Origin of the sequence: Mycobacterium sp. MOTT36Y, from assembly GCF_000262165.1 — a bacterium.
GTDB classification, from domain to species: domain Bacteria; phylum Actinomycetota; class Actinomycetes; order Mycobacteriales; family Mycobacteriaceae; genus Mycobacterium; species Mycobacterium intracellulare.
Genome location: NC_017904.1, coordinates 3,084,703 through 3,109,477 on the forward strand (window position 1 = coordinate 3,084,703; position 24,775 = coordinate 3,109,477).

Annotated in this window: 22 protein-coding genes and 2 pseudogenes; 16 read left to right on the forward strand and 8 right to left on the reverse strand. The window is 63.8% G+C overall.

Annotation, left to right across the window (positions count from 1 at the left end):
* Positions 1 to 169 precede the first annotated feature (169 nt).
* From W7S_RS14040 to W7S_RS27720, 3 genes are all read left to right on the forward strand, one after another.
* On the forward strand, positions 170 to 1,726 hold the full coding sequence (locus tag W7S_RS14040) for a succinic semialdehyde dehydrogenase (protein ID WP_008257328.1): 1,557 nt from the start codon (positions 170 to 172) through the stop codon (positions 1,724 to 1,726).
* 86 nt (positions 1,727 to 1,812) lie between these two features.
* Positions 1,813 to 2,247 carry a DUF4383 domain-containing protein gene (locus W7S_RS14045; RefSeq protein ID WP_008257329.1) on the forward strand — a complete coding sequence of 145 codons (435 nt, stop codon included), beginning with the start codon at positions 1,813 to 1,815 and terminating at the stop codon, positions 2,245 to 2,247.
* 55 nt (positions 2,248 to 2,302) lie between these two features.
* Positions 2,303 to 2,437: a hypothetical protein gene (locus W7S_RS27720; RefSeq protein WP_008257331.1), complete on the forward strand. Its 135-nt coding sequence runs from the start codon at positions 2,303 to 2,305 to the stop codon at positions 2,435 to 2,437.
* A gap of 11 nt (positions 2,438 to 2,448) precedes the next feature.
* On the opposite strand, the gene W7S_RS14050 is transcribed toward W7S_RS27720, so the two are convergent.
* On the reverse strand, positions 2,449 to 2,844 hold the full coding sequence (locus W7S_RS14050; RefSeq protein ID WP_009954006.1) for a hypothetical protein: 396 nt from the start codon (positions 2,842 to 2,844) through the stop codon (positions 2,449 to 2,451).
* Positions 2,845 to 3,126: 282 nt separating this feature from the next.
* Between W7S_RS14050 and W7S_RS14055 the strand changes: the two genes are divergently transcribed.
* The gene (locus W7S_RS14055; protein WP_014711787.1) at positions 3,127 to 3,396 is read left to right on the forward strand and encodes a DUF1778 domain-containing protein; all 270 of its coding nucleotides are present in this window, start codon (positions 3,127 to 3,129) and stop codon (positions 3,394 to 3,396) included.
* 3 nt (positions 3,397 to 3,399) lie between these two features.
* The gene (locus tag W7S_RS14060; protein ID WP_014711788.1) at positions 3,400 to 3,912 is read left to right on the forward strand and encodes a GNAT family N-acetyltransferase; all 513 of its coding nucleotides are present in this window, start codon (positions 3,400 to 3,402) and stop codon (positions 3,910 to 3,912) included.
* A 610-nt stretch (positions 3,913 to 4,522) separates the two neighbouring features.
* Here the strand turns inward: W7S_RS14060 and W7S_RS14065 are convergent.
* Both W7S_RS14065 and W7S_RS14070 read right to left on the reverse strand, forming a co-directional pair.
* Positions 4,523 to 5,488 carry a DUF732 domain-containing protein gene (locus tag W7S_RS14065; protein WP_014711789.1) on the reverse strand — a complete coding sequence of 322 codons (966 nt, stop codon included), beginning with the start codon at positions 5,486 to 5,488 and terminating at the stop codon, positions 4,523 to 4,525.
* A gap of 351 nt (positions 5,489 to 5,839) precedes the next feature.
* Positions 5,840 to 6,673 carry a M56 family metallopeptidase gene (locus tag W7S_RS14070; RefSeq protein WP_236590201.1) on the reverse strand — a complete coding sequence of 278 codons (834 nt, stop codon included), beginning with the start codon at positions 6,671 to 6,673 and terminating at the stop codon, positions 5,840 to 5,842.
* Between the two features lie 682 nt (positions 6,674 to 7,355).
* On the opposite strand from W7S_RS14070, the gene W7S_RS27865 reads away from it, so the two are divergent.
* Both W7S_RS27865 and W7S_RS14080 read left to right on the forward strand, forming a co-directional pair.
* Positions 7,356 to 7,796, forward strand: a complete 441-nt coding sequence (locus W7S_RS27865) for a transposase (protein WP_014711792.1) — start codon at positions 7,356 to 7,358, stop codon at positions 7,794 to 7,796.
* Positions 7,797 to 8,075: 279 nt separating this feature from the next.
* On the forward strand, positions 8,076 to 8,714 hold the full coding sequence (locus tag W7S_RS14080; protein WP_014711793.1) for a DUF5134 domain-containing protein: 639 nt from the start codon (positions 8,076 to 8,078) through the stop codon (positions 8,712 to 8,714).
* 236 nt (positions 8,715 to 8,950) lie between these two features.
* On the opposite strand, the gene W7S_RS14085 is transcribed toward W7S_RS14080, so the two are convergent.
* Both W7S_RS14085 and W7S_RS14090 read right to left on the reverse strand, forming a co-directional pair.
* Positions 8,951 to 11,296 (reverse strand): copper-translocating P-type ATPase, encoded by a 2,346-nt coding sequence (locus W7S_RS14085; protein ID WP_014711794.1) that lies wholly within the window; start codon positions 11,294 to 11,296, stop codon positions 8,951 to 8,953.
* Between the two features lie 59 nt (positions 11,297 to 11,355).
* Complete coding sequence (locus W7S_RS14090; RefSeq protein ID WP_014711795.1) at positions 11,356 to 11,646, reverse strand: DUF1490 family protein; 291 nt, start codon at positions 11,644 to 11,646, stop codon at positions 11,356 to 11,358.
* Between the two features lie 278 nt (positions 11,647 to 11,924).
* On the opposite strand from W7S_RS14090, the gene W7S_RS14095 reads away from it, so the two are divergent.
* Positions 11,925 to 12,374 carry a heavy metal-responsive transcriptional regulator gene (locus W7S_RS14095; RefSeq protein WP_014711796.1) on the forward strand — a complete coding sequence of 150 codons (450 nt, stop codon included), beginning with the start codon at positions 11,925 to 11,927 and terminating at the stop codon, positions 12,372 to 12,374.
* 130 nt (positions 12,375 to 12,504) lie between these two features.
* A pseudogene (locus tag W7S_RS27870) lies at positions 12,505 to 12,813 on the forward strand (ATP-binding protein); the annotation flags it as partial.
* Positions 12,814 to 14,439: 1,626 nt separating this feature from the next.
* Here W7S_RS27870 and W7S_RS14100 read toward each other — a convergent pair.
* The gene (locus W7S_RS14100) at positions 14,440 to 15,156 is read right to left on the reverse strand and encodes an anti-sigma factor (RefSeq protein ID WP_014711797.1); all 717 of its coding nucleotides are present in this window, start codon (positions 15,154 to 15,156) and stop codon (positions 14,440 to 14,442) included.
* Positions 15,157 to 15,299: 143 nt separating this feature from the next.
* Positions 15,300 to 15,398: pseudogene (locus tag W7S_RS27875) on the reverse strand (RNA polymerase subunit sigma); the annotation flags it as partial.
* Positions 15,399 to 15,969: 571 nt separating this feature from the next.
* Here W7S_RS27875 and istA point away from each other — a divergent pair.
* The 3 genes from istA (at position 15,970) to W7S_RS26950 (ending at position 18,838) form a co-directional block, all read left to right on the forward strand.
* Positions 15,970 to 17,523: an IS21 family transposase gene (istA, locus tag W7S_RS14110; RefSeq protein WP_033712892.1), complete on the forward strand. Its 1,554-nt coding sequence runs from the start codon at positions 15,970 to 15,972 to the stop codon at positions 17,521 to 17,523.
* Complete coding sequence (locus W7S_RS14115) at positions 17,520 to 18,332, forward strand: ATP-binding protein (RefSeq protein WP_014711800.1); 813 nt, start codon at positions 17,520 to 17,522, stop codon at positions 18,330 to 18,332. The genes istA and W7S_RS14115 overlap by 4 nt, the downstream gene beginning before the upstream one ends.
* A 275-nt stretch (positions 18,333 to 18,607) precedes the next feature.
* Positions 18,608 to 18,838 carry a hypothetical protein gene (locus W7S_RS26950; RefSeq protein WP_020822714.1) on the forward strand — a complete coding sequence of 77 codons (231 nt, stop codon included), beginning with the start codon at positions 18,608 to 18,610 and terminating at the stop codon, positions 18,836 to 18,838.
* A 397-nt stretch (positions 18,839 to 19,235) separates the two neighbouring features.
* Here W7S_RS26950 and W7S_RS14120 read toward each other — a convergent pair whose 3' ends face one another.
* Entirely contained in the window at positions 19,236 to 19,613 is a 378-nt protein-coding gene (locus W7S_RS14120) for a BlaI/MecI/CopY family transcriptional regulator (protein ID WP_033712913.1), read from the reverse strand.
* 1,861 nt (positions 19,614 to 21,474) lie between these two features.
* Between W7S_RS14120 and W7S_RS14125 the strand changes: the two genes are divergently transcribed.
* The 4 genes from W7S_RS14125 to W7S_RS26295 all read left to right on the forward strand — a co-directional run bounded on the left by W7S_RS14125 (position 21,475) and on the right by W7S_RS26295 (position 24,411).
* The gene (locus tag W7S_RS14125; RefSeq protein ID WP_020822717.1) at positions 21,475 to 22,095 is read left to right on the forward strand and encodes a cation transporter; all 621 of its coding nucleotides are present in this window, start codon (positions 21,475 to 21,477) and stop codon (positions 22,093 to 22,095) included.
* 104 nt (positions 22,096 to 22,199) lie between these two features.
* Positions 22,200 to 23,162 (forward strand): cation diffusion facilitator family transporter, encoded by a 963-nt coding sequence (locus W7S_RS14130; protein ID WP_014711802.1) that lies wholly within the window; start codon positions 22,200 to 22,202, stop codon positions 23,160 to 23,162.
* Between the two features lie 50 nt (positions 23,163 to 23,212).
* A complete protein-coding gene (locus W7S_RS14135) occupies positions 23,213 to 23,953 on the forward strand; it encodes a DUF1275 family protein (protein ID WP_014711803.1) in 741 nt (246 codons plus the stop codon).
* 122 nt (positions 23,954 to 24,075) lie between these two features.
* Positions 24,076 to 24,411, forward strand: coding sequence for a zf-TFIIB domain-containing protein (locus W7S_RS26295; RefSeq protein WP_014711804.1), 336 nt, complete (start codon positions 24,076 to 24,078; stop codon positions 24,409 to 24,411).
* Positions 24,412 to 24,775: the final 364 nt, after the last annotated feature.

Here is a 24,775-nt window from a genome sequence, read left to right on the forward strand (position 1 = left end):
GGTTGGTCGATACCTGAGGCTACATGACTTCTCAGACCCTTCGGACTCATCAGCGTCTTCCACTCGGTGATAGCCGCTCAAAGCAAGCCCACGGGCACCGGAGGCCCCCGGCATCGCAGAGCCAATAGTCTGGTGTTTTGGACGCCTGCGCTTTTTGAGAGGTCACGATATGCCCGCACCGTCAGCCGAGGTCTTCGACCGCTTGCGCCAGTTGGCCGCGATCAAGGACGCCACCGCACGCCAGACCAAGACGATCGACGAGGTCTTCACCGGCAAGCCGCTGACCACCATCCCCGTCGGCACGGCCGAAGACGTCGAAGCCGCCTTCGCCGAGGCGCGCGCGGCGCAGGCCGACTGGGCGAACCGTCCGGTCAGCGAGCGCGTCGATGTCATCAGCCGGTATCGCGACCTGGTCGTCGAGAACCGCGAGTTCCTGATGGATCTCCTGCAGGCCGAGGCGGGCAAGGCCCGATGGGCCGCACAGGAGGAGATCGTCGACCTGGTCGCCAACGCGAATTACTATGCGCGGGTCTCCGCGGACCTGCTGAAGCCGCGCACGGTGCAGTCGCTGCTCCCGGGCATCGGCAAGACCACGGTGGGTTACCAGCCCAAGGGCGTGGTCGGGGTGATTTCGCCGTGGAACTATCCGATGACCCTGACGGCCTCGGACTCGGTGCCCGCGCTGCTGGCCGGTAACGCGGTGGTGCTGAAGCCGGACAGCCAGACCCCGTATTGCGCGCTCGCGTGCGCCGAGCGTTTGTATCGCGCCGGCCTGCCGCGAGCGCTCTACGCGGTGGTGCCCGGGCCGGGCTCGGTGGTCGGCACCGCGATCATCGACAACTGCGACTACTTGATGTTCACCGGCTCGACCGCCACCGGCAGGCAGCTCGCGGAGCACGCCGGCCGGCGGCTGATCGGTTTCTCCGCCGAGCTCGGCGGCAAGAACGCGATGATCGTCACGCGCGGCGCCAACCTCGACAAGGCGGCCAAGGCGGCCACCCGCGCATGCTTCTCCAACGCGGGCCAGCTGTGCATCTCCATCGAGCGGATCTACGTCGAGAAAGACATCGCCGACGATTTCATCGGCAAGTTCGGCGCCGCGGTGCGCAACATGAAGCTGGGCTCCGCGTATGACTTCTCGATCGACATGGGAAGCCTGATCTCCGCCGGCCAGCTGGACACCGTGACCGACCATGTGGACGACGCGAAAGCCAAGGGCGCCAAGGTGATTGCCGGCGGCAAGGCTCGCCCCGACATCGGGCCGCTGTTCTACGAGCCCACGGTGCTGACCGACGTGACGCCGGAGATGGAGTGCGCGGCCAACGAGACGTTCGGCCCGGTCGTCTCGATCTATCCGGTGGCCGACGTCGACGAAGCCGTCGAGAAGGCCAACGCCACCGAGTACGGGCTCAACGCCAGCGTGTTCGCGGGTTCCTCCGCCGAGGGCCAGCAGATCGCCGCCCGGCTGCGCTCGGGGACGGTGAACGTCAACGAGGGTTACGCGTTCGCGTGGGGCAGCCTCGGCGCACCGATGGGCGGGATGGGTCAGTCCGGCGTCGGGCGCCGCCACGGTCCCGAGGGCCTGTTGAAGTACACCGAATCGCAGACGATCGCGACCGCACGCGTGTTCAATCTTGATCCGCCGCTTGGCATTCCGTCGACCCTGTGGCAGAAGTCGCTGTTGCCCATCGTGCGGACCGTGATGAAGATTCCCGGGCGGAACTGACCTTCAGCCGCTTGGTGCGGCCCATTGCCAGGAGCTACTACAACGCGTAGTATTCGGGCATCTTGCCGCGCACAAGGGGGTGCCATGTGAGGTGGAGTTTCGCCCAGGTCGGGCTGCTGATCATTTGTGTTTTCCACGTCATTCAGGCGGTGGTCGGCTTCATCATGAATCCCAGTTTCGCGATCGGGCCCACCGCGCCGACCGTCCAGCTGTTCGGAATGGACTACAACGGGTGGCACGCGGTCGCCGGCCTTGCGTTGTTCGCTCCAGGCCTGGTCTTCGCGATGCGCAAGTCGTGGTCGGTGTTGTATCTGCTGCTCGCCGCGATCGCCGGTGCGCTGCCGGGCATTTGGGCGTTCTTCTCGCATCGGGTCGCGTTCGTGTTCACCTTTCCCAACAACGTCACCGACGCGGTCGTGCACCTGGTGACCGCCGCGATCATGGTGGCGGTGGCCGCCGTGCAGATCCGGATGGACGGCGGGCTCAAGCAATCGCTCGCCGACCTCCGGAAGGCGCGGTAGGAGTCTTCAGATCGCGCCGTTGCGGGTAGTCCTCCGGTCGACGAAGGAGGTTGCGATGGGCAAGCACTCGGAAAAGGATGACGACGAGCCCAAGGGCGGCCGTCCCGGCCCCGCGGATCACGGCCACGAAGGTGGCATGGCGACTCGCGAGAACGCGCCGGAACTCACCGAGCCGGACCGTGAGGACTGACGGGGCAGAACCTACTTGGAGGGGTTGCGGGCTTCCTCGTAGCGGATGGACGCCACCAAAGCCACGGCGAGCAGGAACAGCAACGGCACGAACACCATCGGGTACGCGGCGACAGCGGCCATGGCGATGAGCGAGCCGGGCACCCCCAACGTCAACGCGGCCGTCGGGTGCTTCTCGCCCATGCTGACGATCCTGGCGGGCGCCGCAAACGCGATCGCGGCCTGCTGATACCGATCCGCCCACTCGCCGTAGTACGAGCGGCGGGTCTGTCGGCCGCAGGCCACGCAGTTGCGCCCGTAGGAGTAGCGGGTTTTGAGCCCGCAGCCCATGCAGGTGTGGGTTGTCATCGGGCCCATGCTCTCATCACGGTGAGCGGCCGCCGCGGGCGAGGCGTTCGCCGCCGCCATTCGTAGGCTTGGTCGGGCTGACAGGATTTGAACCTGCGACCACTTGACCCCCAGGAAGTGGGGGTAGCACGTTTTCCGAGGTCGCTGGCGGTTTCCGCCGCCATCGCATCGAGCTTCAAGTTAATGGACGTGCAGGCCGTTCGGCATCGCGCATCGCGTGTGGTCCTCGGTTGGTCCCCAGCGCCGATCGCAGCCTTGCCTAGCCCTGTACGTACATTCACCGTACAATAAAGTGATCGGCAATTGCGAGCAGAGATGACTAAAGGAAGAAGGAGTGTTGTCGTGGCAGTCAAAACGAAGCGCATCGAGCTTCGCGCTGAGGAAGCGACCTTGGACCGCATCCAGCGCGCCGCCAACCTTGTCCATGAGCAGAACTCGGAGTTCGTGCGGAAAGCTGCGATGCAACGGGCCGAAGACATCCTGCGCCAAGAGCTGGTAACGGCAATGGAGCCCGAACAGTTTGACAAACTGATGTCCTCACTCGAGGCTGCTGACGACGCGCCGCGGCTGGCGGCAGCCGCACGCAAACCAGCGGTCTTCACAAGGCGTTGAACAGTGTTCGAGTCCGCGCGACTCACTGACGCCCACACGCTGGAAGGGTTCGACTGCGGTAAGGAGTCGCTGAATACCTGGCTCATCGCCCATGCCCGTCGCGCGGACAGCAGCGGGGTCGCGCACGTCTACGTGTGGACCCCGCTCGGCGAACCGAAAGTCAGTGCCTATTTCGCCATCCGCCCCACCGAAGTAGTACGCAACGACGACGGCATCTCGGGATCCATGGCCGGTGGCTATTCCCGCATACCCGGATACTTGATTGCCCGCCTGGCGATCGACACATCGCTGCGGGGTCAGGGATATGGCGAGCAGCTGCTTCTGGACGCACTAGGCAAAGCCGTCGCCGCATCGGAAATCGGCGGCGGCCGGCTCATCGTCGTTGATGCCATAGACGACGAGGCGCAATCCTTCTACGAGCACTACCACTTCGTCCCCGTCACGAACCGCGAGCGTCGTCTGGTCATGAAGGTGTCTACAGCGGCGAAAGCGCTCGGGGAGCGCTGGCGGGAGTAGACCCTTCCGCCGAAGAGTGTGCTGCACAAAGGAGTTGGCCGTTGGCGGTGTCGAGAGTTTCCCCGGTGAGTTAGACACGCTGCGTGCCGACAACGCGCGTTTGCGTCATCTCCTGCAATTGAGTGAGGAACAGGCACGCGCGGCCTCCAGTGACCAGGCGACGCTGACGGGGGCGCGGGCCTCACCGGTGACAATGGGCTCCAGCTCCGCTCATAAGGTGCGGTTCTTCTTCGATTTGTTCCGTTGTCGCACCGATGTTTACGCGTTGCGCTGGGAAAATCGTCGAGATGGCCGTTCAGGTTGGATGCCGGCGATCAAAGGATCTTGGCGCAAGGGTATGAACCGGGCCGACGCGCCTTACCTACCACTGACCCTGAGGTCGTTGATGCCCACCTGCGAGGCGAAACACATATCGGCCTGTACCCACTCAGCGATGACGACACCTGCTGGTAGATCGCGGCCGATTTCGATAAGGAAGCCGCGATGGCTCACGCCAAATCGATAACTGCCCTAAGGCTGCTTCGTCTGAAGGCGAAACACGAGACCATGACTACACCTAACGACGCGACCATCGGAAGGCTTTGACGGCGGTGACGGGGCCATTGCTGTCTCATGGTGCGAGCCTGACAAAGCCCGGCGGCATGTGGGGCGCCGGCGCCGACTGCACCGGACCGCCACCGCCGTTGCCACCACTGCCACCCCCGCCGGTGCCTCCACCGCCGTCGCCGGCATCGCCCCCAGGTTGAGGAGCCGCAGCAGGAGGCTCCGCCTGTTGCGGTGGTGGCGGGGGCTCTTGCGGCGGGGGCGGTTGTTTTGGTGGCGGCGGTGCCGCGTTTGGCCGGGGTGGTATCAGGTTGTGCGCCGTGGGCGGCGGTGGTGGCGGAATCTGCGGCGGGTTCTGTAAGTCGGAATCTCCCTCGGGAACCGCTCCGGTGAGCGAGGTGAGCATTGTGCCCGGCGCACCACGGTCCGACCGGTCGTTCCCGTAGCGGCCCGCCACGAAGGTGGCGCCGTCCAGCACGTATGTCAGCCGGACCACGCCGGTGCCCATCGGTTCCTGCCGCGCCGCCGGAGTGTCGATCATGTAAAAGCGCGGCTCGCGCGGACCGCTTGCTGAGTTGACCGTGTCGTGCGTGGACGCGGCGACCCGGTGCGTCGGTTCATTCGATCCAGGCGCGGAACTAGCCATAGCCGTGATGGAATCAATCTTTTGTTGGTTGTACGGGCAGTAGACCTCCACCGCTGCAGTGATGAATCGGGTGAGGGTGCGCGTGATGCGCTCGGGGGGGTATTGGCGCTCGGGAGGGTCCACGTTGAACGCAGTGTTCCTCATCAAGTCCACTACCGCGTCCACCGGCATGCCGCCATCGAGTTTGCGACACACCTTATGGGCAGTGGCGATGAGGCTCGGCACGTTCCGGCGGGCGGGAATCTTTTTTTCAACGAGCAGCGCCAGAAACTGGTCGTCCTGGTTGGGGTCGGCCGCTACTGTGCCGGAGCCCACAATTGCGGTGCCGGCTAGCACCACAGTGGCGGTAACCAGGGCGCCGGCGTGGCAAGTGATGCCGGCGAACATGGCAGTGCTTCCATTCTTTTGGCCATCCCATCGCTCCCCATGGCGAGGTCTTGGCTCCTCCCAGCGGAGCGGATATATACTGTCTACTATAGTACTTAGTAGGTGGGTAAATTAGCAAGTGTGGCGGATTGCGGATTGGAACACAGATGGTGAAAACTGATCACTCTGCCCCGCAAATGGTTTGGCTCTGAGCGCCGTGGCTTGTCGGGATTCAGTTTTCCGTAATGGCGCCGTAAAGGCGGACCCTGTCGCGCGAGGGCCTCGGCAGGCGGCGTTCCGACAGGCGCGGTTGTCCCGAGCTGGTGTCACAACTCGGTATTAGGTAGATACGCGCTCGGCCGACGTTCGCCTTTAGATGGCGATCGGGTAGCACCACATGGCGCCGGCTGCAGTAAGACCGGCGAGAATCAGCGGCCCCCCGGTGATGAGAAGGGTTGCGGCGGTAAGCAACATCCGGCTGCTCCATCGATTTCGAGCGGCGGCCGGTGCGGCCAGACGTTCGGCGCGGGCCAGCACTTCCGTTCCGGTGGCCCCGAAGGCCCCTTGCGGCGCCTTGGCATCCATGGACAATGCCAGCAGCGCGTCCAACAGTGTCAGCGAACCGCATCTGCGGGCCGCGGCGTCATCGGCGGCCATCTCCAGCAACAGAGAGATCTCTCGATCGGCCGTGCTGAACAGGGGCACCCTGGGAATGGCAACCGCTAGGGCGCGCACGAAGGCCAGAACATGGTGGTGGCGCCCGGCCAGGTGGGCTCGTTCGTGTGCCAGCACAGCCTGCAGATTGCGATCGGTGAGTGAGTCCAGCGCTGCGCTGGTCACAACGACGGTGTCAGGGTGGCCGGCCACGCAGTACGCGGCCCGTTCGGCAGCGTCCACCACGACGGCATCCACTCCATCGATGCGGCGGCCGATCACCCGAGCTCTTGCGGCGTGCCCGTGGCTCTGCGCGCGCGCCCGCCGCAGAGACCTGCCCGAGCGCCACCCCAGCGTGCTCAGTGTGCTGACCGCGGTAGCGGCCAGCACAAGCAAGGCCACCTGCAACGCTACCGCGGCGCCGCCGTCGACCAGCCGCCGCAGCGACTCGAAACATGCGGTGGCGAGTCGACCTGGCTCATGCCAATAACGCACGAGAGACACGATGAGGAATGCGGTTGCGGCCAGCCACGAAGCGACAACGCTGATCATCACCACCAACCACGCAACCACCCCTAACCGCGGGGCGGTACCCGCATGGGTCAAGCGAGGCAGCACCCACGGTGAGAGCGTCGCGACCGCGAAGCTGTACAGCAGCAAGCAGACTGAGACACTCATCGTGCCGTCGGGCTCTCGTCGGAGCTCGTCAGGCGCACCGCAGTGGCGCCCACGCTGACCGAAGGCAATCCCATTGCCGCGCCCGTGAGGATCGGGTTGAGGAAGCTAGCCGAGGCCAAGTCGGGGCCCGCAGGTGAGTTCGTGGATTCCGTCATACCGTCAGCAATCGCGCACTTGCAAGCAGCACACGAGATTTCGAGTACCGAAACAACCGTTGTGCCCACCGCCATTACCTCCCGATCCGTGGCACACCACCCAGTGTTATCCTTCCAGCGCACTGGAAGGTCAAGGAGGTGCGGTACGAAGATAGCGAGCTGGCCGATCTCATCCTCCACGCCAGTGGCCGTGGATCGATCTCCGCGAATCGCGGGATTGCAAAATGGCTCGAAATCGGTATTGCCAGTTGTGCAGTCCTATATCTACTATCTGCGTACATAGATAGTAGCCTCGGGTAGTTGTCTGGGTCTTAGCAGCACGCTCGAGGCATGTCATGGGACTGCAAAGAAGCGTCGGGGACCGGCGATGACAGGACTTGGGCTCTTTGAAGGATGGCGCGATGCGACGAACTCGGCGATCGTTTACTCCTGAGTACAGGTTTACGGCCGCACATCGTGTCATCGATGGAAAGGAGCGGGTCGTCGATGTCGCCCGGGAGCTCAACTTGAATGACAGCGTGCTGCACACATGGGTGCGCGATGAACGGTGGCGGATGTCTGCAGACAGCGCTGGCGGGTTGCTACATGATCCCAGTGGCGGTGAACCGCTTTTACCCAAGGAGCGAGCGGAATTGGTGCGGCTCCGCAGGCAGGTGGCTGAACAGGCAGAAACTATCGCCTTCCTAACCAATGCCTCGGCGTATTGCGCGGCGCAACTGAACAGTCCCGAGTTTCGTGCGCACTTTCTTGCTTGGGAAGGATGGCGCGATGCCCAGCAAGTACGACGACAGCCTCAGGGCCAAGGCGGGTTTGACGGTGACACCTATGACCGATGGCTATGACCTGTATGGACGACGATGCGCGCGATCTTAGCCTGCAGCCCCCGCGTAGCGGGCAAGGTATACGGCGCGGTAGCACGGCTCGGAGTACATCGTCTAAAAGTACTGGACAGCACGCCAATTGGCGACTGGCCGTACGATCGCAATGCTCTACGCGGTGGCGCCAGGTCGAGAGTGATGAGCCTGGCGCGTGCTCGTGCCACGCGCGTGACTGGCAAGCGCGGACGACACAAATGACCACTGGCGTCCTCTCTGACATCGATGGGAGCGGCTCGGTATCGCATGATTCATGACTCGGCACTTCGTTGGGTCGTCACCGGATTGTTCGTCCTGACCGCCACCGAATGCGTGCTGGCGATCGTCGGCAAACGCCGACCGTGGGCCTGGGTCGTCAGTCACGGGCTGCATTTCGTCATGGCAGTGGCAATGGTGATGATGGCCTGGCCGCCGTCGGGCGCACATCTGCCTTCGACGGGACCTACAGTGTTTTTTCTGCTAGCGGCCATGACGTTCGTGACGATGGCCTTCGCTGTGGCCCGAACAACCGCCTTGCGCGTTAGGTACGGGTATCACACTCTGATGATGCTGGCGACGGGCTGGATGTACGCCATGATGAACGCTCGGTGGTATCCGGCCCGAACGAGCACCGAGCACCACGTTCCGCCAGCCATGTCGTCTATGCCGGGCATGGACATGGCCGGCACGGCCATGCCGGCAAGCAGCGGACCGCCTGTATGGTTTAGCGCTGTGAACTGGCTCGCTGCCGTCGGTTTCGCGGTTGCGGCGCTCTTTTGGACCTACTGGTACTTCGTCAAACGTCAGCATGAGCCGTCCCTGTTCAGGTCGCTGGGTAACCTAAGTCAGGCAGGGATGGCTATCGGCATGTCTATCCTGTTCTCCGCCACGCTATTTCGGATTTGAGCGTACGAAAGCCGCTTCCGACAGTCCTTTCGCGCCTTCAGCATGGGCGAGGTCGACGTACGCCTCCACTCCCTTATCCGCTCAAGCGTGGAGTGCCATTCGGCTGTTCAGTGCTGCATCGTTCGCGAAATCTTGTGTGCCCCAGGGCAAGCCGCGAAATGCCTTGCAACCAGCGGAGCCGCGTCGAAATCGCATACGGCGTGGCGCAACCCTGATGCAGGGTATTTCGTGGCTCCTCATTTCACAGCGCCCACTGATTTGCGTACGCCCAGCTGGGCCTCGCGACCGAAGCGGCGGAGCCGCAGCGAGTTGGTTACCACGCTGACCGAGGAGAACCCCATCGCGGCACCCGCCACGACCGGGTTCAACATGCCGAGCGCGGCGAGTGGGATTGCGGCGGTGTTGTAGCCGAAGGCCCAGCCGAGGTTCTGGTAGATGGTGCGCAGGGTCTGCCGGGAGAGCCCGATCGCAGACACGACACCGTCTAGCCGCTCAGACATCAGGGTGATGTCGGAGGCCTCGATGGCCACGTCGGTACCGGTGCCGATGGCAATGCCGAGGTCAGCCTGCACCAGGGCGGGCGCGTCGTTGACGCCATCGCCGACCATCGCGACCACCTTGCCCGTGTCCTGGAGCCGGCGAACCTCGGTGACCTTGTCTTCCGGCAACACCTCGGCCAGCACCTGCTCGATGCCGACCTGGTTCGCGATCGCGTTCGCGGTGCGGGCGTTGTCGCCGGTAATCATGGCGACCCGCAGACCCATGGCCTGCAGTTGACGGACCACGTCGACGGCGTCGTCTTTGACCGTGTCGGCCACCGCTAGCACACCCACCACGTGACCGTCGCGGCCGACGAACACCGCGGTGCGGCCCTGCTCTTCGAGGTCTGCGGCGGCTGCAGCCAGGTGGTCGGGCAACTCCAGATCGTGCTCGTCGATGAGCTTGCGCCGCCCAACCACCACCGGCCTGCCGTCAATCTCGGCGCGCACGCCGTGCCCGGCGACGTTGGTGAACGCAGTGGCGGCCGGGATCTCCAATCCCCGCTCATGCGCTTCGGCGACGATCGCCGCGCCGATCGGGTGTTCGGAGCCCGACTCGACTGCGGCGGCGATCCGCAGCACCAGATCGGGCTTGCGCCGCTTGCCGGCAACGACCTCGGTCACCCGCATCTGGGCGCGGGTGAGGGTGCCGGTCTTGTCGAATACCACCGTGTCGATCTTCTTCGACGCTTCGAGCACCTCGCCGCCCTTGACCAGGATTCCCAGGTCTGCGCCCCGGCCGGTGCCGACCATGATCGCCGTGGGGGTGGCCAGGCCCAGCGCACACGGGCACGCGATGATCAGCACCGCGACCGCCGCGGTCATGCCGCCGATCGGGTTGCCGGCAAGCAGCGTCCACCCCGCAAACGTCGCGACGGCAACAACAATGACGGCCGGAACGAACACGGACGAGACCCGGTCGGCCAGCCGCTGGACCGGGGCCTTGCCCCTCTGCGCCTGCTCGACAAGTCGCACAATCTGCGCCAGCGCAGTATCCGCCCCGACCGCCGTGGCGCGCACCGTCAGTAGCCCATCGGTGTTGACGGTCGCGCCGGCAACATGGTCGCCCACCGTTTTCTCGACCGGGACGGACTCGCCGCTCAGCATCGACTCATCGACGGCGGCGCGCCCGTCGATGACTTCGCCGTCGACCGGGATCTTCTCCCCCGGCCGCACGCGCACCAGGTCTCCGACGCGGACCTGATCGACTGGCACGCGGCGCTCCTCGCCGTCCACAAGCAGCGTGGCTTCCTTGGCACCGATCTCCAGCAGCTTGCTGATCGCCTCGCGCGCCTTGCCTTGGGCTCTGGCTTCGAAATAGCGGCCCAGCACCACGAACGCGATGATCAGCGCCGAGGTGTCGAAGAACAGAGGCCCACCGGCAAACAACTGATAAGTGGAGTAGAGGAACGCGGTCAATGTGCCCAGCGAGATCAGAGTGTCCATGTTCGAGGTCAACTCCCGCGCCCGCTCGACCGCCCCCTGGAGGAACGGCCACCCGGCGACGAATTGCACCGGCACCGTCGCGGCGAACGCCAACCAGCCCGCCCAAGGGTAGGCGCCGAAGAACATTGTCGAAGCCATCGCTACCAACCCCAGCGGGAAGGCCAACCACACCCGCCGCCACCACTTGCGCCGTTCGCGCCGACTCTGCTCGTCCGGCGACAACTCACCCCCGATGACCGGCCCAGACCCGCAGCCGCCGCAACTCTCGCCGTCCGTCGCACGATCTTGCACATCACGGCGCAAGCCGAACAGCGCCAATCCGATCCCGCTGGCAATTCTTCGCAGCACACCGGTCTTTGGAATATCAGCCGAGTGCGGGGCCCGCGCGGGCACCGATTCGGCGGGGATGTGCTCGGCCTCGGCGATCGCCGACAGCACGTCAGCGGTGTCGCAGGCTTGGGGCATGTACCAGACCACCACGGATGCGGTACGCGGATACGCTTGCACGGCCTGCACGCCGGTCACTTGGGAGACCATCTCCTCGATCGCGACGGCGCGAACAGCGTCCACACCAAACCCGGTGACGCGCACACGCATCCGCCCCGACGCATCGGATACAACTTTCAATGCGACGTCGCCGTCAAGGACCCCAGTGGTCATTTGTCGTCGCTCGAGTCCACCACTGTCAGTGGTGCAGCTTCCTCCCCGGCGCGCTCTTTGGCCTCAGCCACCACGTCGGCGACCGTCAGTCGAGCCTGCTCGGCGCCCGCCCCGGCCTTGCGCTCGGCCTCGCGGACAACGCGTATGCCCCAAGCGGTAGCGATGACCGTCGCCTTCCGCAACGGAGCCTTCCCCGCCGCCTTGCGCAGTGCCTCATACGCGGCAACCCCGACTACGCCGGTCGCCACCGTGGGTACCGCCTTCACCAAGAATCCGTGCAACACCATTCCGAGTGCTCCCTTTCATGTCATGCAAATTGTTGACCCGTCGGTGGGTTCAACTTCGGTGGTGTCCGCCGTGATGACCGGACTGAAGAGACCATCAAGCCACTGCCGCGGGCGTCATAGGCCAATTACTGCCGTACAAGCCGGCAACAATCTCTGGGGCCAAGGTGACTTCTGGACTCACCGAAACCAACCGTCAACCTTGAGCGCACCTCCGCAGCTCGCGATTGCCATGAATCCAGTGTTATCCTTCCAGTGCACTGGAAGGTCAAGGAGGGCGCATGAAGATCGGCGAGCTGGCCAAACTGACCAAGACCAGCACCAAGACGATCCGCTTCTACGAGGACTCGGGGCTGTTACCGTCGCCCGCACGCAGCGCTTCGGGGTATCGCGACTATGGACCCGAGATCGTGGATCGGCTGCGGTTCATCCATCGCGGTCAAGCGGCCGGGTTGACCCTGCAGAAGGTTCGCCAAATCTTGGCGATTCATGACCGCGGCGAGGTGCCGTGCGGGCACGTCCGCCAAGTCCTGCACAGCCGCCTTGACCAAGTCCGCGCCCAGATCGCCGAACTCGTCGCGCTTGAGGGTCACTTGCAGACTCTTCTCGACCGTGCATCGCGCCATACGCCGACCAAACATGACCATTCCACGGTGTGCTGGATCTTGGAAAACGATCTGGACGCCCCAGCCGGCGTCGAACTCACGGACGCCCGTGGTCAGTACAGCTAGATCGGCACCCTGCCGGGACCAGCACGTGCACGGTTTCCGAGGGCTCCTGCGCGTTTGCGTAGACAGTAGTGGGTTCATCGAGTCAGACTTGCGGATGTCTGTGACAGGTCGGGCTACACCTTGGCCATGACTGGTCAACGAGCTCGTCGAAGCCGCCGACGACAAACAACTGACCAAGGCCACCTACTGCCAGGGGCGTGTGGATCTTCTGCTGCTTGATTGGCTACACGGAACTAGGCACGTGCAGCGCCGACCTGCTCTTCCAGGTTTTGACCAGCGGAGGAAAGAACGCTATCGCGATCGCCAGCAAGGAAGCCTCCTCACGGTGGACAAACCGTTTACCGCCCCACGCTTCTGCGCCGCCATTCGCCCGACTTACCTTCGGCGGCGCCATTATTGAACCGGCACCGCCTCCTACCGGCTGGCCCAGACCCGAAATCTAAAGTCTCAGCCCCAGCTGAATCCGTGCCGCGGGCGCGTCGATCAGGCTAACGGCGCCGATCATCATTCAGCGCCGCCAGCACTCGCTCCCTGGTCGGGAGGTCCAGCCGGCACGCATTGGCGATCAATGGGGCACCCGATGTCATGACATCGACACCATCAACGAGCACGGTCGGCGATGTATATGCACCGACTCTTTCCACCACTCGCTCAGCGAAACCAACCTCGGACAGACAGTCCACGAGCAGGCGCCGAGCCAGCGCCGCATTTGGACACCCCGGGCTCGTGAGTAGCTCTGCACGCATACACCCAGCTTCGCTCACCCGGCATCCTCAAGCATCCTAAGTGGGCCAATTCATACCGCCAGCCGGACCCAGTTCATGTTGACATAGCGACCCGGGTGACGGATGGACTCTTATTGCCACCGAATTCCATATGCACCCTGCGCAGTTGATTTGCGGCCAACCGAAGGAGATGACCAGTGGAGTAGCAGCCACGCGCGTGGGCGGTCATGGACGGACGCGCCCGAGCCGGCCGTCCTTCGAGCACGAATTTCTTTGCTGCGGAACGGTTTCAGAGTCAATGCGTGGCCTAGGAACCTCTGGATGCGGTTGCTAGGCCATTCGGCTACGGTCTCGGCGTGACCGGGGCCGAAGGAGTAGTCGACGTCGACGACGACGGTTGGCCAGGCCCCATCGGCCCCATGCCACCGGGCCCCATCATGCCTCCCATTCCGCCGCCAGACCCGCCCATCTCACAGCGCATCACCTGCGGTCCGTTGTGATGCTCCCAGCGGGAGCCAAGGAAAAAGCCCGAAACAAACACCGCACCCACGATGAAGACAACACCGGCGGTGATTCCCACCACTGCCGCGGCCTGACCTAGACGGCTGGATCGCTGAGGGCTCGGTTCTCCGGCCGTGGATTCGCTTGGGGCTTAGGGTGTTTCAGTCATGTGCACCTCCGGGTTTCGCTAGATAACATTACGTGGCTTTGGAAGGCCGTTCCACCCTTGACGTTCGCGCCGGCTGGTCTAACGCCTCGGAAACGATCGGACTCGACCCGATCAGATCCGCCGCCGGCGCATCGAATATCCATATGCGGGTCGCGACGGAGCAATCCTCTTCCTGTCTGTCAGCGGCGCCATCGTAGGCGCCCAATTCCTCACGGGTCATTGATGCAGCACTGTCTACGTACACATATAGTAGATGATTAAACGGTAAAGCGCACAGGCCTCCCCAGTCTGAGTAACCGTCGAGGTCCAGCGATGATCGGCGTCGCCCGTCGGAGAATCGGCCTCGTGCACACGCACGCCTTGACGCAGTGATTCATATCAATAGCCCGTGAAGGAACGTTTACCCTCGACGAGTTCTTACAGAATTGGGCGTGGGCCTGTCCACTGACAGCATCGGCGGGCTGCGAGCCGGTGCCGGAAGACGCTACGGGACTTCCTTAATGGCAATCCCATGAGCGGCGACCCTGCTGCCCTGCCCTCAACGCACACGACGAATCGTCCTGACCTACGACACCGTCCAGCCCGGAGAACCCACACCGACCAGAACAACTTCGAGGCGGAGCCGTAGCGTTGCGCCTCGCATAACAATTGGGTGCGGCTGCGGTCGAGGCTAGATCGAGCGCTGGAGCATCACGTGGCCGTTGTCGGCCAAAACCACTTGTACTGCGGCGATCTGGGTTACCGGCATCGAAATGCTACCGGTGGGCGTCGCCGTATGGCCTGGGATCGCCACCCACGTCGCCAGCCGGGTCTGGCTGCCGTCGCGGCCCACGACGACCAACGCCACCGTATCGTGAGGAGCATCGGGTGGAGCTAGGCACACGAACTTCAGCGCGATGTTTGTACCCCATTGCTGGCCGCTAAGTGACACTGTCGACGCCAGCAGGGTCGTACCGATTTGGTCCATCGGCAGCGCCGCCTGTGGCGGCGAAGTCGGGAACCTGCCATTAACCCCAATTAACACACCGATCGTCAGGATGACGGCAGCGGCAGCCGAGCCCACCCAGATCATCGCGCGGCTTCGAACGCGGTGCGAACGGACCGCGGCCAGCATCGACGGCAGCAAATCCGGCGGCATCTCGGTTGCTCCGGCTGGGTGGTCTGCCTCGTTGATCGCACCAATGTCACTGCGGGCGAGCTGCGCCAGCATGGCCGGAATGCCGCTGAGCTCGGCAACGGCCTGACGGCATTGCGGGCAGCCGGCCATGTGGGCCTCGAATTCCCGCCAATCGGTGGCCGACAGTGATCCCAAGACGTACGCGGCATCCCACATCGCATGGAGGTGGTTGTCACCAGGCGGGCCAAGTCCGCGTAACAATGTCATCATCGCCCTCCATCCCTAGCTACTAGCAGGCATTCGGGCTCGAAGGCACACGGATCGGGCTGCCGGACGGCTTTTGGCCTCGAGCCAATTACCTTGCATCATTTGGCGTTCGCTGCCAGCGGGCATCGCGATGGGCGGTAGCGCGGTCAACGTGTCACCCCGTCCTCTTGCAGCGTAAGCCGTTCTGTCCGAGCGACATAGCGCAATCGGGACTTGACCGGCCCCTCGGCGATTCCGAGGTCCCCCCGGAGCAGCGTTTCCCAGACCACGACTTTGGCACGACAAGCGCCGCCCATCAATCGCAACGCGTATCGCCACAAGATGGCGGCCTGATCGTCGTCGCGAACCGTCATCGTCGCTTGCAAATCCGATCCGCTGATGACCCTTGGGCACTTCATCACCTCCTGCTATGTCACGAGGGAAGCACCTGGCAAGTTCACCAGCCGAAGCGTCACCACACCTTGATCATCTACGACAGCCGGTACGTAGATGCAGTTTCATATCTGGTCGTAGTCACGATTGTTTCGTCCGACTCCTCGACTACGCGCGGCCGAACGTGTTCATCGTCGCGCGACCGGCTTGGCCCGTGACACGACTAGCCGGCCGCAGCCAGAGCCGCATCATCTCTGTCCATTGCCGGAATTTTCGACTTTGTCGGCTGCCAGGGACAAGGGGCCAGCTCGGCGCCGGTTTTGCCATGAGCATGGGACCACCCGTTTGCCAGTGATGGGACCACCTGGCTAGCTGTTTTGCCAGTTATGGGACCACCCGGCGTGGCGTCGGGGCTTCCGGTTGCTCGGCCGCTGTATTGGCCGAATGAGCTACCGGGAGGTTTCTGTGATCGAAGTCAAGGAGATGTTGCGGCTGTGGCTGGATGGTCGCGGGTATCGGGAGGTGGCCCGGCTCTCGGGCACCGACCGCAAAACGGTGCGCCGGTATGTGGATCGGGCGCGCGCGTGCGGGCTGGACCGTGATGGCGACGCCTGTCAGCTGACTGACGAGCTGTTGGCGGCGGTGATCGCCGAGGTGCGGCCGAGCCGGCCCAACGGCAAGAGCCAGACGTGGGAGATCATCGACACTCAGCGTGAGCAGGTCCAGGCGTGGCTGAAACAGGACTTGACCTTGACGAAGGTGCACACGCTACTGGGCAGGCGCGGAGTGGTGGTGTCGTATCGCACGTTGCATCGATATGCCACAACGGAATTGGGCTTTGGGCAACGGCGGGCCACGGTGCCGGTGGCCGATTGTGAGCCCGGCAGCGAACTGCAGGTCGACTTCGGTCGACTCGGGCTGCTCACCGACATCGAGGACGGCCGCCGGCGGGTGGTGCATGGGTTGATCTTCACCGCGGTGTATTCGCGGCACATGTTCGTTTGGCCCACCTACCGGCAGACCCTGGGCGAGGTGATCGCCGGGTTCGAAGCGGCGTGGGTGTTCTTTGGTGGGGTGTTCGCGGTGGTGATCCCGGACAACATGAAGACCATCGTGGATAAGGCTGATGCGACCGACGCGAAGCTCAACGACGCATTTCGCGAATATGCCCAGGCTCGGGGATTCGCTGTGGACCCCACCCGCATCCGCAGCCCCCGCGATAAGCCTCGCGTCGAACGCTGCGTCCAATATGTGAGATCGAATTTCTTTGCCGGAGAAGACTTTCGGAACCTGAGTGACTGCCGCGCGCGAGCTGAGCAGTGGTGTGGGCAGGTGGCCGGGATGCGAATCCACGGCACCACCCGGTGCCGCCCGGTCGAGGTGTTCGCCGCCGAGGAGCTACCCCAACTCAAGCCGGTGCCCAACGAGGTGTTCGACATCCCGACCTGGAGCCGGCCCAAGGTGGCCCCGGATCGGCATGTGCAGATCGCGCGGGCGCTTTACAGCGTTCCCGGCGAGCTGATTGGCCGCCGCCTCGATGCCCGCGTGGATGCGCATACGGTCAAACTGTATTGGCGCGGTGAGCTGATCAAGGTCCACCCCGTGGTGGGTCCGGGGCGCCGCCACACCGATCCCGCCGACCTGCCCGCTGAGGTGTCGGTCTATGCCATGCGGGATCTGAACACGTTGCAGCGCAAGGCAGCCACCCACGGCACCCATGTCGGCGTCTACGCCGCCGCGGTGTTAGAACACCCGCTGCCGTGGACCAAGATGCGCCAGGTCTACCGCCTGTTGGGATTGGTGCGCCGCCACGGCGCGGAGGCGGTCGATGATGCCTGCCGACGCGCGCTGGACGCCGAGGTCATCGACGTCGGCCTGATCGAGCGCATGCTCACCCGTGGCGCCGGTGCGCAGCTGCCGCTGATCCCCAAGCCGTCGCCCACGGCATCCAGATTCGTGCGCGCCGCCACTGACTTTACGGTGCGGAGGCCATCATGAGCCCCGCCCGTCCTGACGCCACCCCAGCGGTCAAGCCGATCGAGATCTCTGCAGACCTCAAAGTCCTGATGCGCCGTCTTAAGCTCGGCCAGCTGCTCGACACCCTGCCCGAACGGCTCGCCTTGGCACGATCCAATCGGTTGCCGCATCACGATTTCCTGGAGATGCTGCTGGCCGATGAGGTCACCCGCCGCGACCGCAAATCCGCCCAACTACGCGCCAAGGCGGCCCGTCTGGATCCGCAGATGCAGTTACAGGCCTGGGACGATACCGCCGCGGTCAGCTACGACCGCCAGTTGTGGGCAGAGTTGACCTCGCTGCGGTTTTTGGCCGACGCCTACAACGTGCTCATCATGGGCCCGGTCGGGGTCGGAAAAACGTTCCTGGCCAACGCCTTAGGACACATCGCGGTCCGACGTCACCACAGCGTGCACACCGAACGCGCCGACAAACTCTTCAAACGCCTACGCGGGGCACGGCTAGACGGCAGCTATGAAGACGAGGTACGCAAACTGCACCGCGTCGAGCTACTCATCATCGATGACCTCGCGTTGCACCGGCTTGAAACCACCGAGACCAATGACTTCTATGAAATCATCGTGGAACGCCACCGCACCGCCTCAACGATCATCACCAGCAACCGCGAACCCCCAGAGATTCTCACCATGATGGCCGACCCACTGCTGGCGCAGTCGGCGATGGACCGGCTCCAATCCGCGGCCTACGAACTCGTCGTCGAAGGCGAGTCCTACCGGCAACGTCAGAAACCCCGCCCCGCAAAGCCGGTCAATTCGGACCAGCCGAATTGACCAGCAGCCATCTCGTCAGTCACCATCACAACGGCCAGTAACCGGAAACAACCGGTCCCATGCTCATGGCAAAACGGTGGTCCCATCACCCTGGCAAGCGACACGCTTGATCTACTATCTGTGTACATAGATAGTAGAAATGCATATCGGACTCGTCGCCCGACCGATTCTGGCGGGTGGCGTCGCAGTCTAGGTGGGCGATACGGTTGGGCAGTATCGGTTTTCAGATCCCGCGGTCGTGTGGTGATCGGTAACGAGACGGAGGTAATGCGCTGATGATGTCGTATGGCGGCGACGGCTGGGTTTGGTGTAGCGCGTTGTTCAACACGTTGGGGGTGATGGTGATTTTGGGTGTCATCACCGCGGCCGTGGTGCTTGCGGTTCATCTTGGCGGCGCGGGACGAAGCGGCCGGTCAGCGGGAGGAGATGGCGCGTTTGCTCGGGTCGGGTCACCTCATGAGCGCGGCGATGCGGAAGAGGATGAATTTTACCGCCGGTTGATGTAGGCGGGCGAGATGCGATGACTGCGCGAGTAATTGGCCGTATACAAATGATTTGGGGTAGCTGACCGCAGCGCGGAGTTCGTTTGGTATGAGCTCGACCCCGCCGACGCTGTACCGCGATACTGGGGTGGCTGCCGCCTACGGCGACGCGCAGGGGGGCCACCATCGCCGTGAGAACGTCTGGTCCCGCGTTGTCTGGCACCATCCGAGCTCATGCCCGCGAGGTGAGTGGTTTCGTGCACGACGGGATACCACGACGATGCAGGACGTGATGGACGGGGCCGGCGGGCCCGTGGGACCACCATAGCGGCCCGCGATCACGAGATGACTTTCAACAATACGTCTGCAACGCAGCCCTATTCGATGCGGTAAAGGCAGGACTCTGGCGGCCCGGTAATGGTTACTTGCGCCGGGTTCTTCTGGCCAGACGCTGCAGCGCAGCACGCAAATGCGCGGATTCCTCGGGACTGATCTGTTCGAGAAAGTGGCTGAGCACCAGTTCAGAGCGCCCCCCGGCGTCAAACACCTCGCGCATCAGTTGCGCACTGTGCTGCTCGCGGGTCAACGCCGGCCAGTACCGGTAGGCCTTGCCATCTCGCTCACGCGCCAGCCACCCCTTGGTGTGCAGGTTGTCCATGGTCGACATCACTGTCGTGTAGGCGATCTCGCGTTCAGCGGCCAGCTCGTCAAAAATCTCGCGGACCGTCGTGGTTCCATCCCGGTCCCAGATGCGGTCCATCACCACCGCTTCCAACTCCCCGAAGCCCCGCACCCGCACCGTCACCCTCCGATCCGCACAGCATTCGACGCCGGTCGCCGTCATACACTAACTACGTACGCACATAGTAGATTACCCATGGCCGGCACACAATGTCGGATGTCTGATCACGACGGCGGCGAAACCCAATCAACGTTGTTGCCGGCGTGTTCGTTTCCTGCCGTTGGGAGACCGTCGAAACGCAATTGTCGCACTGACGCATCGCTTCGATCGCCCGCCACGACTTCGGCGACCATGTCGGGTAACAACCCGATACGCTCTTATTCGGTTATGGAAACAATTGCCGCTGGGCCGTCGTCGCGTACTGACCGTCAGCTGCGCTCTACTTTTTGCCCCGCGCCGCCGCCCGGTGCGAGTCCCATGGCCGGCACCACCCGCATGTTCGGGCGCCTCCGAACTCATCGCGGCCAGCTTGGTCAATCCCGCCGCCCGCCCACTGCCTTGCCTATTCCTTCCTTATGTAGGCACAAACCAGTCGAAATGGCGTTCGCGCTACGAATGCGCGTTCACGTCAGCTATTGAGGTTGGCGGTCCGCGTTTCGGAGGCGCCTGGCGGCCCGGGAAGCGCCGGTGTGGTCAGTGGGCCTACCTGGACCAGGTAGGCGTCGAGATTCCAGATTTTTCTAGCATCTTGGGTGATTCAGCCACGCGTTGAGCGCCAAGCAAGCGATTCGGGCATTGTGCATCTCGGAGACACAAAACGGAGCTTGGCTGCCTCAGCGAACCTCCATTGTGCCGAAGGAGAACCAACACCGCCATTCAGGATTCAACAAGAAACGAGCGCCTCACACGCCGCAGTTTCGATCTGAAAGACACAGCAGCCCCCCAGGTTGCAATGTCGGAGGCACACGCCTAGCGCTGCTACATTTGGAAGCACTGTGCATAGCGACCTTCTCAAGCTTCCCCTGCTGCGATCGGCCATCGCCATCATCGCGGCACTCTGGTTGCTGGGTGGTGCCGCCGAGCACGCGTGGCACGCGGCCGCCACGGTTGATGCGGCTCAGCAGTCGGATAGCTCATCGAATGGTGCACCGGCGGTAAATGGCGATCACGCGCAGTGCGACAGCGGGCTGTCGCACTCCTGCCTCGTAGCGACGGCGGTGGCGGATGTCCCGCGCTGGGATGACGCGTTTCTGGTGTACGCCGGGGTCGCGGCGGTGGCCGTTGTCGGTTATTGCTTTGTGTGGGCGCGACAGGCCAGACGGGGTCCACCTCGAGGACCCGCTACACCCGTCGCCGGTCAAGACCTGCTAACACGATTTTGTCTCGCACGGCGCTGATAGGTCGGCGCCAGATCAGACGGCGTTGCACGGTCTACCGGTAATCCCCCTGCTCGATTGACGAGCATTCTTTCCCGCGGGATGGGTCGAAGACCTGTCGATATTTTCGATGAGTTGACCCGGCAGCCAAGCTGCGTCGCGTTATCTGGCGTCCTCACTCACCATGCGGCCCAGGGCCAGTCGGCCGCGTCTAAGAACAGTGAAGCGACGCCACCTGGAGTCGTTTCGTCAAATGCCTTTGTCGTTCGGGAGAATTTTGATGCGCCACCACACCATCGCGCCCGGTCTCCGGCCGCGGTTCGTGACACCGCCCGTCAGCGGACCGCTGAACCCGCAGAGCCAGTCATGGAAATAGTTGACTCAGTCGCCGCCCGCGGCGTACTAATGAGCGCCGCGCCAGTCGTCGCTAAAGGCACCGAGCCAATCGGACCAACAGCGTGTATTTCGCAGCGTTGTCACCGCGGGTCTAACGGCGCGCTCGGCTCACTCGTGGAGCGAGTCTCATGACGCAGTTTGGATCAGCCGCCACCCCGGGAAGCGACGACCTTAGCTGTTGCAGCACGACCCCTTCGAGAACAGCGATGACATTTCAACGCGATTCCCGATGGCACGCTGCCGCACGATGGGCGCGATGGCTGGCTTGGGTCAGCCTGATCTTTGTGGTCGCCGAAGGGGCGCTCGGCCTGTGGCAGGGCGTGGCTACAGGATCTGTCGCACTGACCGCATGGGCATTAGGAAGCGCACCCGAGGCGATGGCCAGCCTGGTCGTGATTTGGCGGTTCAGCGGCACGCGAACCTTGTCAGAGACGGCCGAGCTCCGTGCGCAACGTGGCGTAGCGGTGTCGTTTTGGCTCAGCGCCCCCTACATTGCCGCTGAATCCCTGCACCATCTACTCAAAGAGCACGTGTCACACACGTCGCTGGTCGGTGTTGTCTTGACGGCTGCCGCCTTGGTGCAGATGCCGATCCTGGGCCGCGCGCAACAGAAACTCGGCGCACGGCTGGGCTCGGGCGCCACAATCGGCAAGGGCATCCAAAACTATCTGTGCGCCGCACAGGCGGCCGCAGTCCTCCTCGGCTTGGCGGTCACCCTCGCATGGCGCAACGGATGGTGGTTAGACCCCGCCATCGGGTTGGGCATCGCCGCCGTCGCCGTCTGGCAGGGGCGGCGATCGTGGCGCGGCGAGGATTGCGGATGCTAGGGCCTGGGGCAGATGAACGGCACCGGAATACTCGACACCGCCATTGCATATATCGCGATATACGCATAGTTTGTCGACATGGATCGGGCGGTCGGGGGGCGTCGATGAACGAGAACCATAGCCACACCCACGGGCATACGTCGGCGGATTCTGACCGGCGATGGCTGGGCGGTGCGCTGGCAGTGATCGCCGGGTTCATGCTGGGCGAGGTGGTAGTGGGGATCATCGCGGGGTCATTGGCGTTGCTCTCTGATGCGGCCCATATGCTCACCGATGCGGCCTCGATTGCGTTGGCGTTGTGGGCGATTCGGCTGTCTGCGCGTCCGGCGTCGGGGCGGATGACCTACGGGTGGCGGCGCGTGGAGATTTTGTCCGCGCAGGCCAACGGCGTGACCTTGCTGGTGTTGGCGGCATGGCTGGCCTATGAGGCGATCAAAAGGCTGATCCACCCGCCGCAGGTGACGGGTGCACTGGTGCTAGTCACCGCGCTGGTCGGTGTGGTGGTGAACCTGGCGGCGACGTGGATGATCAGCCGGGCAAACCGGGCCAGCCTGAACGTTGAGGGCGCTTTTCAGCACATACTCAACGACTTGTTCGCCTTCATCGCCACCGCCGTGGCCGGGGTGGTGATCGTGGTCACCGGGTTCGGGCGTGCGGACGCGATCGCCACGCTGGTCGTGGTAGCGCTGATGCTGCGAGCCGGCATCGGATTGGTGCGGGCCGCTAGCCTCGTTTTTCTCGAGGCCGCGCCCCAAGGTATCGATCCGGACTCGATCGGGCAGGCCATGGCCGCTCACGATTCCGTCGTGGAAGTTCATGATTTGCACGTGTGGGAAATCACCTCAGGTGAACCGGCCCTGTCGGCGCACGTGATCGTCGCGCCGGGCCGCGACTGCCACGCCACCCGAAACGACTTGGCGCAGCTGCTGGCCCACGAGCATGGCATCTCCCACACCACGTTGCAGCTCGACCACGAAGCCTCCGAAATCGGCAGGCAGGGTGCAGCCGGCGAGCATGCGCACTGCGAGGGTCCACACGGCCCGACGCATCGTTTCACCGGCGCCTGACAGACCCACCACGGACCATAACCAGCCTCCGGTCTACGGAAGGAGAAACCATGCCGCACAAGCCAACCCGCGAAACACGCTCACTGCGGGTATTGGTGCTGGGCTACAGCGGGGTGCTAGCCGGGGTTGCTGGCTTCATCAATTCGGTGGCACTGCTGGTCTTGGCGTTTCCGGTGGGCAACCTGACCGCACTGAGCACCAAGCTGGGCATGGACTCAGCCAATCCGCTGCTGTACGAGAGCTGCATGATCGCGCTGATCGTAGGCGGATTTTTGGCCGGAGCCGCCGGGGCCGGCGCTGTACTGGCGCCGGTGCAAACCCACACCAGTGCGCGCCACGCCGCGGTCCTGCTCGCCGAGGCCGCGCTGCTGGTGGCCGCAGCCGGTATCGAGATTCCCGGTTTCAAGGCGCTGCTGGCGGCGGCCGCGTGCGGGCTGCAAAACGCGATGACCTCGAACGCTCCCGGAATGTCGATCCGCACCACGCACTTCACCGGCACCATCACCGACCTCGGATTGATACTGGGCCGCAGCCGCCGCCACGGGATGGACAAGTGGAAGGCCGCGGTGCTGACGACGACCGTGGTGCTATTCGTCGGCGGCGGCGCGACGGGCGCCCTCATTGGCGGCCGGTTCGGCCACAACGCACTGCTTCTTCCAGCTGCCGCCTGCCTGGCTGTCGCGGTGGCCAGCCTGCTGTATAGCCGGCGGCGCAGCACCCGATTGGCCCGCGCGATATCGGCCCCCGAGCGCTCGCATCGCTCCCTTGCTGATCAGGCGACGGCGGGGTAACCGCGGAGCCCAAGTCATGCGCATTCGTATATGCGCATGCGTTTATAGTTTGTTAGTCTGGGCGGGTAAGGCATCGCCGTTGCCTGATTAGGGAGGTCCAAATGGCAGACGAGCGCGGATCAATGGAGGCCAAAGAGTCAACGCTGCTGTGTCCGCGGTGTGTGTCGCAGATGCTGCCGGTGCAGCGCTTCGGGGTGACGATCGATCAGTGCACGGGTTGCGGCGGCGTCTTCCTGGACCGGGGCGAACTAGAGCAACTCTCCGAGGCCGAGGCCAAGTTCTACGCCGCCCAACAGCCACCCCAACCCGCGCCACCGCCGGGAGGGTATGCGCCTGCGCAGTACCCAGCGCAGCCCGTGTACGTCGAAAATCCCCGCCCTAGAGGATTTTTGGGTGGATTGTTCGGAGAGGGCTATTACGGTGGTCACCACGGAGGATATCGGGGCGGACACCACTGACGATTGCGCCGGCGGCATTGCCTTCAACTTCCGTGCATGCCCGACCCAGTGGCCTCCACATCCCACAGTCGCGCACTGTCAAGTTTATCCAGCCCAAATGTTGAGTCGCCGTCGGCGGCGGCCAGCGGCGATCGGACAGCCGGGCTCGCATCTGACCAACTTCACGGCGCATGGTGCCGTCGTGAGGCCCTCCCCCTTGATGGACCGGTTAGTACCGAGGCCCCCCCACGCTGACCACCCCGTCGGCACGACGCCTGGCAGTCGCAGCCGATGCAGGTGCTACGCGCGGGCTGGCGGCTGCGCTTTGCTTGCCGGCGCCCCCGGCCGGTTGGCCCAACCGAAATTCATAGTGATATTGCGATGT

Coding starts and splice junctions, on each gene's coding strand:
- W7S_RS14040 (WP_008257328.1), top strand. CDS start 170: ATGCCCGCACCGTCAGCCGAGGTCTTCGACCGCTTGCGCCAGTTGGCC.
- W7S_RS27720 (WP_008257331.1), top strand. CDS start 2,303: ATGGGCAAGCACTCGGAAAAGGATGACGACGAGCCCAAGGGCGGCCGT.
- W7S_RS14050 (WP_009954006.1), bottom strand. CDS start 2,844: ATGGCGGCGGCGAACGCCTCGCCCGCGGCGGCCGCTCACCGTGATGAG.
- W7S_RS14065 (WP_014711789.1), bottom strand. CDS start 5,488: ATGTTCGCCGGCATCACTTGCCACGCCGGCGCCCTGGTTACCGCCACT.
- W7S_RS14070 (WP_236590201.1), bottom strand. CDS start 6,673: ATGATCAGCGTTGTCGCTTCGTGGCTGGCCGCAACCGCATTCCTCATC.
- W7S_RS27865 (WP_014711792.1), top strand. CDS start 7,356: ATGCGACGAACTCGGCGATCGTTTACTCCTGAGTACAGGTTTACGGCC.
- W7S_RS14080 (WP_014711793.1), top strand. CDS start 8,076: ATGATTCATGACTCGGCACTTCGTTGGGTCGTCACCGGATTGTTCGTC.
- W7S_RS14085 (WP_014711794.1), bottom strand. CDS start 11,296: ATGCGTGTGCGCGTCACCGGGTTTGGTGTGGACGCTGTTCGCGCCGTC.
- W7S_RS14090 (WP_014711795.1), bottom strand. CDS start 11,646: ATGGTGTTGCACGGATTCTTGGTGAAGGCGGTACCCACGGTGGCGACC.
- W7S_RS14095 (WP_014711796.1), top strand. CDS start 11,925: ATGAAGATCGGCGAGCTGGCCAAACTGACCAAGACCAGCACCAAGACG.
- W7S_RS14100 (WP_014711797.1), bottom strand. CDS start 15,156: ATGATGACATTGTTACGCGGACTTGGCCCGCCTGGTGACAACCACCTC.
- istA (WP_033712892.1), top strand. CDS start 15,970: ATGAGCTACCGGGAGGTTTCTGTGATCGAAGTCAAGGAGATGTTGCGG.
- W7S_RS14115 (WP_014711800.1), top strand. CDS start 17,520: ATGAGCCCCGCCCGTCCTGACGCCACCCCAGCGGTCAAGCCGATCGAG.
- W7S_RS26950 (WP_020822714.1), top strand. CDS start 18,608: ATGATGTCGTATGGCGGCGACGGCTGGGTTTGGTGTAGCGCGTTGTTC.
- W7S_RS14125 (WP_020822717.1), top strand. CDS start 21,475: ATGACATTTCAACGCGATTCCCGATGGCACGCTGCCGCACGATGGGCG.
- W7S_RS14130 (WP_014711802.1), top strand. CDS start 22,200: ATGAACGAGAACCATAGCCACACCCACGGGCATACGTCGGCGGATTCT.
- W7S_RS14135 (WP_014711803.1), top strand. CDS start 23,213: ATGCCGCACAAGCCAACCCGCGAAACACGCTCACTGCGGGTATTGGTG.
- W7S_RS26295 (WP_014711804.1), top strand. CDS start 24,076: ATGGAGGCCAAAGAGTCAACGCTGCTGTGTCCGCGGTGTGTGTCGCAG.